Source organism: Neisseria sp. P0004.S004 (genome assembly GCF_051963335.1).
Taxonomy (GTDB): domain Bacteria; phylum Pseudomonadota; class Gammaproteobacteria; order Burkholderiales; family Neisseriaceae; genus Neisseria.
In genome coordinates, this window is sequence record NZ_JBQCUK010000017.1 from 1 (window position 1) to 9,935 (window position 9,935).

Sequence of the window (9,935 nt, forward strand, 5' to 3'; positions counted from 1 at the left end):
TTCAGCTGGCTGTAGTTGACGGCGTCGGTATCATCGGTACCGGCGGCTACGTTGGTGATCTTGTTGCCGGCGGCATTGATGCCTGCTTTGGTCACACTCGGGCCGCCGCTGATGGTGAGGCCGTCTGAATTCAGTTTGCTGTCGCCTGCGGTAACGCTGTCGACGGTGATGTCTTTGGCCAGTTTGAAGTCAATCTGGTTGTCGGACACGGTAGTGACGATGTTTTTGTCGCTGCTGCGGTAGGCAACGGTTTCGCCCAATTGGACGTTGTCGTCATTACCGTTGTCGGCGGCAATGTTCAGACCTTTGGCCACGTTGGCGTTGGTCTCTTTCAGCTGACCGTAGTTAACGGCGTCGGTATCGTCGGTACCGGCGGCTACGTTGGTCACTTTGTTGCCGGCGTTGTTCAAACCGTCTTTGGTCAGTTTGACGTCACCTGCTTTAACGCCGTCTTGGGTCAATGCGACATCGTCGCCTACTTTCACACCGTCGTTGTTCACGGTGGTGTCGCCGGCTTTGACGCTGTCTACTACCAGGTTTTTGTTCAGCTTGACGGTCACTTTATCGTCTTGGGCTTCGGTGGTGATGTTGTCGTCGCCGGCAACGGTCACGGTGGAACCCAGTTTTTCGACATTGGTGCTGCCGCTGTCGCCGTTGAAGGTCAGGCCTTTGGTGTCAACGGTGGTTTTGGCATCCACGCCTTTTTGGATGTCGGCTTTGGTGCTATCAGCCAAGTCGATGCTGTAGTCGGTCACGTTGTCGGCCTTTTCAGCGGCGGTAACGGTCAACTTGTCGGAACCGGCGCTGGCAGTCGTGCCTTTGGCGTTGACGGTGTAGATGTCTTGGCCGTTGGCGCCGGTAGTTTTCACCACATCTTTGATGTTGGTGCCGGCTACAACTTCGGTACGCGCTGCGGCGCTTTGCTGTTTCAGCTGGCTGTAGTTGACCGCGTCGGTGTCATCGGTACCCGGGGCAACGTTGGTAATCTTGTTGCCGGCGGCATCGATGCCTGCTTTGGTCACACTCGGGCCGCCGGTAATGGTGAGGCCGTCTGTATTCAGTTTGCTGTCGCCTGCGGTGACGCTGTCAACGGTGATGTCTTTGGCCAGTTTCAGCTGTGCACCACCGGCTACGGTTTCGCTGATGATGTTGCTGTCGCCTTTGACATTGATGGTGTCGCCCAATGCGTAGTTGTTGCTGCCGGTGGTACCGCCGAAGTTGATGCCTTTGGCGATGTTGGCGGCGTTGTTGGCGACGTTTTGGTTGGTCGCAAACAGTTGGCTGCCGTTGACGGCGTCTTTGCTGTTGGCGTTGAGGTCGCCGTCGGCTACGTTGGTCACTTTGTTACCGGCGGCATCGATACCGGACTTGGTCAGGCTAGGACCGCCTGCGACTTTCACACCGTCGTTGTTAACGGTGGTGTCGCCGGCTTTGACGCTGTCTACCACCAGGTCTTTGTTCAGCTTGACGGTTACTTTATCGTCTTGGGCTTCGGTGGTGATGTTGTCGTCGCCGGCAACGGTCACGGTGGAGCCGAGTTTTTCGACATTGGTGCTGCCGCTGTCGCCGTTGAAGGTCAGGCCTTTGGTGTCAACGGTGGTTTTGGCATCCACACCTTTTTGGATGTCGTCTTTGGTGTCTTGCGCCAAGTCGATGCTGTAGTCGGTCACGTTGTTCGCGTCTGCTGCTGAAGCAGTGACGGTCACTTTGTCGGAACCTGCGCTCGCGGTCGTGCCTTTGGCGTTGACGGTGTAAACGTCTTGGCCGTTGGCGCCGGTCGTTTTCACCACGTCTTTGATGTTGGTGCCGGCGGCAACTTCGGTACGGGCGGCGGCGCTTTGCTGTTTCAGCTGGCTGTAGTTGACGGCGTCGGTATCATCGGTACCGGCGGCTACGTTGGTGATCTTGTTGCCGGCGGCATTGATGCCTGCTTTGGTCACACTCGGGCCGCCGCTGATGGTGAGGCCGTCTGAATTCAGTTTGCTGTCGCCTGCGGTAACGCTGTCGACGGTGATGTCTTTGGCCAGTTTGAAGTCAATCTGGTTGTCGGACACGGTAGTGACGATGTTTTTGTCGCTGCTGCGGTAGGCAACGGTTTCGCCCAATTGGACGTTGTCGTCATTACCGTTGTCGGCGGCAATGTTCAGACCTTTGGCCACGTTGGCGTTGGTCTCTTTCAGCTGACCGTAGTTAACGGCGTCGGTATCGTCGGTACCGGCGGCTACGTTGGTCACTTTGTTGCCGGCGTTGTTCAAACCGTCTTTGGTCAGTTTAACGTCACCTGCTTTAACGCCGTCTTGGGTCAATGCGACATCGTCACCTACTTTCACACCGTCGTTGTTAACGGTGGTGTCGCCGGCTTTGACGCTGTCTACGACCAGGTCTTTGTTCAGCTTAACGGTCACTTTATCGTCTTGGGCTTCGGTGGTGATGTTGTCGTCGCCGGCAACGGTCACGGTGGAGCCAAGTTTTTCGACATTGGTGCTGCCGCTGTCGCCGTTGAAGGTCAGACCTTTGGTGTCAACGGTGGTTTTGGCATCCACGCCTTTTTGGATGTCATCTTTGGTGCTTTGCGCCAAATCGATGCTGTAGTCGGTCACGTTGTTCGCGTCTGCTGCTGAAGCAGTGACGGTCACTTTGTCGGAACCTGCGCTCGCGGTCGTGCCTTTGGCGTTGACGGTGTAAACGTCTTGGCCGTTGGCGCCGGTCGTTTTCACCACGTCTTTGATGTTGGTGCCGGCGGCAACTTCGGTACGGGCGGCGGCGCTTTGCTGTTTCAGCTGGCTGTAGTTGACGGCGTCGGTATCATCGGTACCGGCGGCTACGTTGGTGATCTTGTTGCCGGCGGCATTAATGCCTGACTTGGTCACACTCGGACCGCCTGTGATGGTGAGGCCGTCTGAATTCAGTTTACTGTCGCCTGCGGTGACGCTGTCGACGGTGATGTCTTTGGCCAGTTTCAGCTGTGCACCACCGGCTACGGTTTCGCTGATGATGTTGCTGTCGCCTTTGACATTGATGGTGTCGCCCAATGCGTAGTTGTTGCTGCCGGTGGTACCGCCGAAGTTGATGCCTTTGGCGATGTTGGCGGCGTTGTTGGCGACGTTTTGGTTGGTCGCAAACAGTTGGCTGCCGTTGACGGCGTCTTTGCTGTTGGCGTTGAGGTCGCCGTCGGCTACGTTGGTCACTTTGTTACCGGCGGCATCGATACCGGACTTGGTCAGGCTAGGACCGCCTGCGACTTTCACACCGTCGTTGTTAACGGTGGTGTCGCCGGCTTTGACGCTGTCTACTACCAGGTCTTTGTTCAGCTTAACGGTCACTTTATCGTCTTGGGCTTCGGTGGTGATGTTGTCGTCGCCGGCAACGGTCACGGTGGAGCCAAGTTTTTCGACATTGGTGCTGCCGCTGTCGCCGTTGAAGGTCAGACCTTTGGTGTCAACGGTGGTTTTGGCATCCACACCTTTTTGGATATTATCTTTAGTACTTTGAGCGAGATCGATACTGTAATCAGTTGTTACTGCACCATCGGCTGCAGTTGTAGTATTGGAGGTCAAATTCAAAGCATTGGAAACTTGTACCGTTGCTTTATCTGCGCTGACGGTATAAGTGGTTTCTTTGCCTGAAGTTGTCTTATTGACATGCGTGTTGCTACCTGCCGCCACCTTGGTTGTGGTTTTGGCATTATTGATGGCATTGGCTACATCGCCGGCAGTCGCCACACCGGCAGTCGGTGCGGACACTGTGCCATTATTATCGACAGACAGTGTGCCTTGAATAACATTGATTTGAACTTTTGACGCATTCTCGCCATCGGTGACCGCAACGGTCGTCAAGTTGCCATCGGCGTAGTTGACTGTACCGTTGTTATTGATACGAGATTTGTCTGTACCGTTTTGTTGGATATTGTGTCCAACATTGTTCATAACTGTGTACAGCTGGCTACCATTGACCGCATCAGTCGAAGTGGCGGAAATACGGCCTGCGGCAACATTCTGGATTTGACGTTCATTGCCTGCACTGCCTACAGAAACCGCGCCTGTTGTAGAGGATGAAGAAGCCGCATAGCTGACATTGGTCGCAGCGCCACTATCGTTTTTGAATGAGGCATTTTTAGCTGTTGCATCAAAATTATTGGCAGTGCCAACAGCACCATTACCCAATGCAACAGAGCTACCGATCGTAGTCGTCGCGCCACTACCCAAAGCAACTGAATCGCTTCCAGTCGCTTTTGCATTATTACCGCCGGCAAAACTATTCTGCCCAGCAGCTTGGGCTGAGGAACCAATAGCGGTGGAATAAAGACCTGAACTGTTTGCCTGCTTACCAATGGCGATAGAATAAGCTTGCGTTGTCTGCGCCTGATGACCGATTGCAACAGAATCATCACCGACTGCATTTGACAAAAAGCCCATTGCCGTACCGTTATTTTGTGCTGCTGCCCTTGCACCGACAACGGTTGCATTTTCGTAGTTGGCTCTACTGTGAGCACCGACGACTATAGAGTAATTGCGATCATTTTCTGTATTCAAACCTATGGCAATAGAGCCTGTTCCACGAGAGTTGGCATTAGAGCCTAAAGCCACAGCACCCACAGTTCCCGAAGTTACAGTTGCATTTGGACCAACGGCAACAGAAGATGAACCAAGTACATTGGCATTATGACCCAAGGAAACACTACCCGTCGCACCAGTGCTTGTTGCCGCATTCGGTCCGATGGCAATCGAATTGGTTGCTTTTGCGCCGTCATTGTTCCAGTTTTTCGTACCGTCAGCTTTGCCTTCTTCTGACTTAACAGAGAAATAACGAATGCGTTCGAGCGCACTCAATACACCATAAAGTTGAGAGCCGTTAATGGCATCAGTAGAAGTAGCAGAAATATCGCCAGGGGATACATTGATGATTTGGCGTTCGTAACCTTTAGAACCGACAGACACAACATCACCGGCATCGGTAGTTGCACCGCCTGCCCAAGTGTAGGTTTCGCCCATGATTTCGCGTTGAACGTATGCCTTACCTTCTTTATCGGTTTTAGAAGCCGTACCCAAAGCCACAGAGTTCAGCAAAGTAGCCTTCGCACCTGTACCCAAAGCTACACCACCAAAGGCAGTGGCCTGAGATTTAGTACCGATAGCCAGAGACAAATCAGCAGATGAATTAGACTGCACACCTAATGCAACAGAACCTTGACCGGCAATAGTATTACCATAAGAACCGTAATTCATCGTATCACCAGTCATCTCTTTATAAATATCACGCAGACTTTTACCGCTCAGCGTATATTCACCGGTCTTTGCACCTTTTTCATTATATTTGATGAATTTATCCGTTGCATTGCCAGAATATCGAGTACCACCTACCGAATCTAAATCATCACCACCAATAGCAACAGATGAATTACCATTAGCCAAGACATTGCCGCCAACCGCAATAGATTGGTCTCCCTTTGCCCACGCACCCTCAGGTCTGCCCTGTGGATCAACACGGTTACCTGAACCAATAGCAATAGACTGAGTTATCTTAGAACTACTTGAATCGCCTACTCGAGCCGTATTACCAATAGCAATATTATTGTGAGTTACATTCACATTCATACTATTTTGGGAGAGAACCTCAGATGCACGTCCAATAGCAATCGTACCAAGTCCGGTTGCATTCGCGTCTGCACCAAGTGCAATAGCACTTGATGGCGCACTACCCGAACCTGGAGAATTTGCCACTGCATCTTTACCGATGGCAATGGTATTTCCAGTTTGAGCTTGGGCTGAATTACCTATGGCAATAGCGTTACCTTGATTGGCTTGTGCCGCTAATCCAACCCCTAATGCACCAAAACCCGTTGCTGTTGCACCACTGATAGCAATTGCACCACTACCATCAGTAGCAATTTGCCCTTGTGGAGCAGTTGCCGCATATGCATTGCTTGCCCCAAAAAGAGCTGCCGAAATTACTGTCAATCTGAAAACTGTCGCGATACCATTTTTACCGGATTCGGCAGATACATCTGCACTGTTTTGTTCGGCAGACGATTTCACACGGCCTTTGGCCAATTCGGAAGTTACGACAAAAGATTGAATCGTACGGTTCCAAACAACTTTAAATATCTTATTCATAGGTGTGTCTTTCTCTTTTTATGATAGGTAAAAGCGTGAGCATGAGCATGACGCTACTTTAAAAAAACTATTGCGGAGGATTTCCCAGCAAAATGCTTATCTCAAGCTGACGTTTATTGTCACTTTGAGACGAAATTTAGGTCTTTTACTATCTCGAAGTGGGATAGTATTTCATACTTACAAAATATCCGCTAGTCTAAAATATTAACCGATTATCTTTAATTTTTAAACAAAATCATGACGTTTGAACAGAAAAACCAATCATCAAAAGTTCTCCAGTCATGTTTTTATTAATAAGCGGTGTGTTGTATTCCGTCGACAAGTCATCAGCAATCACGGTAATCATGCAAGCATCGTGCCAATTGCTCGGAATTTTATTTAAAATGAATTGTTTTCTAAAAAATGGAAAAGGCCGTCTGAAAGATTTCAGACGGCCTTTGATGAAATGATTTTGAACAATTGCTTAATTGAATAATTTGTTTTTTGAGCTATCAATAAAATTGGCAATATGCTTTTAATACGTCATAGAAAGAATACGTATATCCCTACTTATACAAATGCGGATGGTTTTACAAACCGAATACGGCAATATCGCCCTTGCCTTGACGAATCAGCTCGGTACCATCGGTCATATCGATAACCGTTGTCGGCTCAGTACCGCACCAGCCGCCATCGATAACCAAATCAACAGCATGCTCAAGACGGTCTCGAATTTCGTATGGATCGGTCAACGGCTCTTCGTCTTCGGGCAGCATAAGGGTGCAACTTAAAATAGGTTCGCCCAATTCTTGCAAAAGCGCCAAGGCAGTGGCGTTGTCGGGGACACGCAGGCCGATGGTTTTACGTTTGGGGTGAAGCGTACGATTGGGCACTTCTTTGGTTGCTTGCAGGATAAAGGTATAGCTGCCGGGCGTAGCTGCTTTGAGCTGGCGAAATTGGGCATTATCTACTTTGGCGTAAGTACCCAATTCGCTCAAATCGGCACACATCAGGGTCAGATGGTGTTTTTGATCGATTTTGCGAATCGTGAGAATGCGCTCCATTGCGTTTTTGTCGCCGAGTTTGCAACCCAGCGCGTAGCAGGAGTCCGTAGGGTAAACGATAACGCCGCCACTGCGGACAATGTCGGCGGCTTGTTTGATGAGGCGGTCTTGGGGATTATCGGGATGGATGGCGAAAAATTGTGCCATGTTTTTTTCCTTATCATTCTAATGGTTTGTTGTTTGACATTTTAAAACTTATTTGGCCGTCTGAATATTGGATTTCCACCACCATGAATGGATTTAGCCTCATCTACAACACGACTAAATCCAGTGATGCCCTATATATTATTTTGATTTACCGGCCGATATCGAAAGTCAATTTAATACACTATATAATGCGTTATTTTGTTTGAAAGTCATCTCAATGTCTGCTTCTTCCCTACCTTCCCGCCGCTTGTCTGTTGCGCCCATGCTCGATTGGACAGACCGACACTATCGCTTTATGGCGCGACAAATTACACGCAATGCTTGGCTTTATAGCGAAATGGTCAATTCAGGCGCGGTGGTTTATGGAGATAAAGACCGTTTTTTAAATTTCAACGAAGGCGAGCAACCGGTCGCTTTACAGCTTGGCGGTTCAGATCCGCATGACTTGGCAATCGCCGCTAAAGCGGCTGAGACGTATGGCTATAATGAAGTTAACCTAAATTGCGGCTGCCCCAGCCCACGCGTTCAAAAAGGCGCCTTCGGCGCTTGCTTGATGAATGATGTAGATTTGGTGGCAGATTGTTTGAATGCGATGCAGGATGCAGTTGAAATTCCGGTGACGGTCAAACACCGCATCGGTGTAGACAGGCAAACAGAATATCAAGTCGTGGCAGATTTTGTGGGAACACTTCGCGAAAAAACAGCCTGCCGCACATTTATCGTCCATGCGCGTAATGCCTGGTTGGACGGTTTATCCCCGAAAGAAAACCGCGAAGTCCCGCCACTCAAATATGAATACGTGTACCGCTTAAAACAAGATTTTCCCAACTTAGAAATTTTGATTAACGGCGGCATCACCACCAACGAAGAAATCACCGAACACTTAAAATTTGTCGATGGTGTCATGATCGGGCGCGAGGCTTATCACAATCCAATGCTGATGCGCGATTGGGATGTACTGTTTTACAACGACGCACACGAACCAATCCAATACGCAGATTTAGCAGCTTGGCTATACGCATACAGCCACGAACAAATCGCTTCAGGACGCGGCACCATCCTGCGCCACATCGTCCGCCACGCACTAGGCTTAATGCACGGCCTAAAAAATGCCCGCACTTGGCGCCGTATGCTCTCAGATGCCACCTTGCTGAAAGACAACGACGGTAGCCTGATTCTAGACGCATGGAAAGAAGTAGAACGCGCAAATATTTGGGATTAATGGCATATAGTGTGAATAAATGAAAGGCCGTCTGAAACATCAAATAATGTTTCAGACGGCCTTTTACATTGCAACAGACTGCTAAAGATATATTCATTTCTCTTTAGCTACTATAACGATTAATTCATCGAATAAAACCAACACATAATCTAAGCATAAAAAAATGCGGCCTAAATAGGCCGCATTTACTTTGCTTCGTCTTTTCAGACGGCCTTTTCAGGCCGTCTGAAAGTCAGATTACCATTGGTAACCAACTGCTGCGGTAGCACCGAAGTGACCACGTGAGTTGCCGGAAGCAGTACCTTTGATGATCCAGTTACCACCATCAGAGATGCTAGAGAAGCCGACAGCGTAACCGGTTTCACCGCGGTAGTGACCGCCACCGATAGCCAGCATGCTCTTACCTGGCAAGTAAGCTTGTGGCAGACCGGCAGTAGCCAGAGCTTGAGCCACACCTGCGCGGGCGTTGTTGTCAACCTTGTTCACATTGCTGTTCACATCGCCGAATTTTTGGTTCAGCTGATCAACGTTAACCGCATCGGTACCGTTCTTACCTGGAGCAACATTTTTAATAGTAGTGTTGCCGGCATCGATACCACCTTGGTTGATGGTTACAGGACCTGCTTTCAGTTCGTTAGTAGTAACACTGTTAACGGTCAGATCAGGGTTCAAGCTGACTTTCAGCGCATCGCCGTCTTTCTTAACGAAGATGTTTTGAACTTCTTTCTCTGAAGTCTTACCGGTTGCTTTGTCGAATACTTGAACTTTAGTACCCGCATCACCTTTAATCTGAATAGTATTATTCAGTGGTTTGGTGATTTCTTTGTTTTCCTCATCACGCAAACCGAAGGTGCCATCAGCATCTTTACCATCTTTACCGTCTTTACCATCTTTAACGGTTGCGGTAGTAGTAGAGATGACTTTACCGTCTTTATCGAAGTTGTTGATAGTAATGGTAGAAGTACCTTTAGCTTCATCACGCTCAACTTTACCTTCAGCAGACTTACCGTTTTCACCGGTATCACCTTTGGCACCGGTTGCACCGTCTTTAACAGTAGTAGTAGTAGTGTTACCGTTACCGTCTTTGATGGTTACAGTGTGAGTACCGTCACCGTTGTCTTTAACTTCGGCTTCAGCATTCTTACCATCTGCACCAGTTGCACCGGTTGCACCATCTTTAACGACAGTAGTAGTAGTGTTACCGTTACCGTCTTTGATGGTTACAGTGTGAGTACCGTCGCCGTTGTCTTTAACTTCGGCTTCAGCATTCTTACCGTCTGCACCGGTATCACCTTTGGCACCAGTTGCACCGTCTTTAACGATGGTAGTAGTAGTATTACCGTTACCGTCTTTGATGGTTACAGTGTGAGTACCGTCGCCGTTGTCTTTAACGTCGGCTTCAGTATTCTT

General features: G+C 49.3%; 4 protein-coding genes. 1 reads left to right on the forward strand and 3 read right to left on the reverse strand.

Annotation, left to right across the window (positions count from 1 at the left end; all coding sequences use genetic code 11):
- Both ACTHRY_RS10980 and ACTHRY_RS10985 read right to left on the reverse strand, forming a co-directional pair.
- Window positions 1-6,113, reverse strand: a 6,113-nt coding sequence (locus ACTHRY_RS10980; protein WP_440374256.1) for an ESPR-type extended signal peptide-containing protein, incomplete at its 3' end; no start/stop codon positions are given.
- A 569-nt stretch (window positions 6,114-6,682) separates the two neighbouring features.
- Window positions 6,683-7,303, reverse strand: coding sequence for an L-threonylcarbamoyladenylate synthase (locus ACTHRY_RS10985; protein WP_004521114.1), 621 nt, complete (start codon window positions 7,301-7,303; stop codon window positions 6,683-6,685).
- A 217-nt stretch (window positions 7,304-7,520) separates the two neighbouring features.
- Here ACTHRY_RS10985 and dusA point away from each other — a divergent pair, with 217 nt between their 5' ends.
- Window positions 7,521-8,525 carry a tRNA dihydrouridine(20/20a) synthase DusA gene (gene dusA / locus ACTHRY_RS10990; protein ID WP_049322849.1) on the forward strand — a complete coding sequence of 335 codons (1,005 nt, stop codon included), beginning with the start codon at window positions 7,521-7,523 and terminating at the stop codon, window positions 8,523-8,525.
- Window positions 8,526-8,762: 237 nt separating this feature from the next.
- Here dusA and ACTHRY_RS10995 read toward each other — a convergent pair.
- A partial coding sequence (locus ACTHRY_RS10995; RefSeq protein WP_440374257.1) for a YadA family autotransporter adhesin occupies window positions 8,763-9,935 on the reverse strand: 1,173 nt, incomplete at its 5' end.

Coding starts and splice junctions, on each gene's coding strand:
- dusA (WP_049322849.1), top strand. CDS start 7,521: ATGTCTGCTTCTTCCCTACCTTCCCGCCGCTTGTCTGTTGCGCCCATG.
- ACTHRY_RS10985 (WP_004521114.1), bottom strand. CDS start 7,303: ATGGCACAATTTTTCGCCATCCATCCCGATAATCCCCAAGACCGCCTC.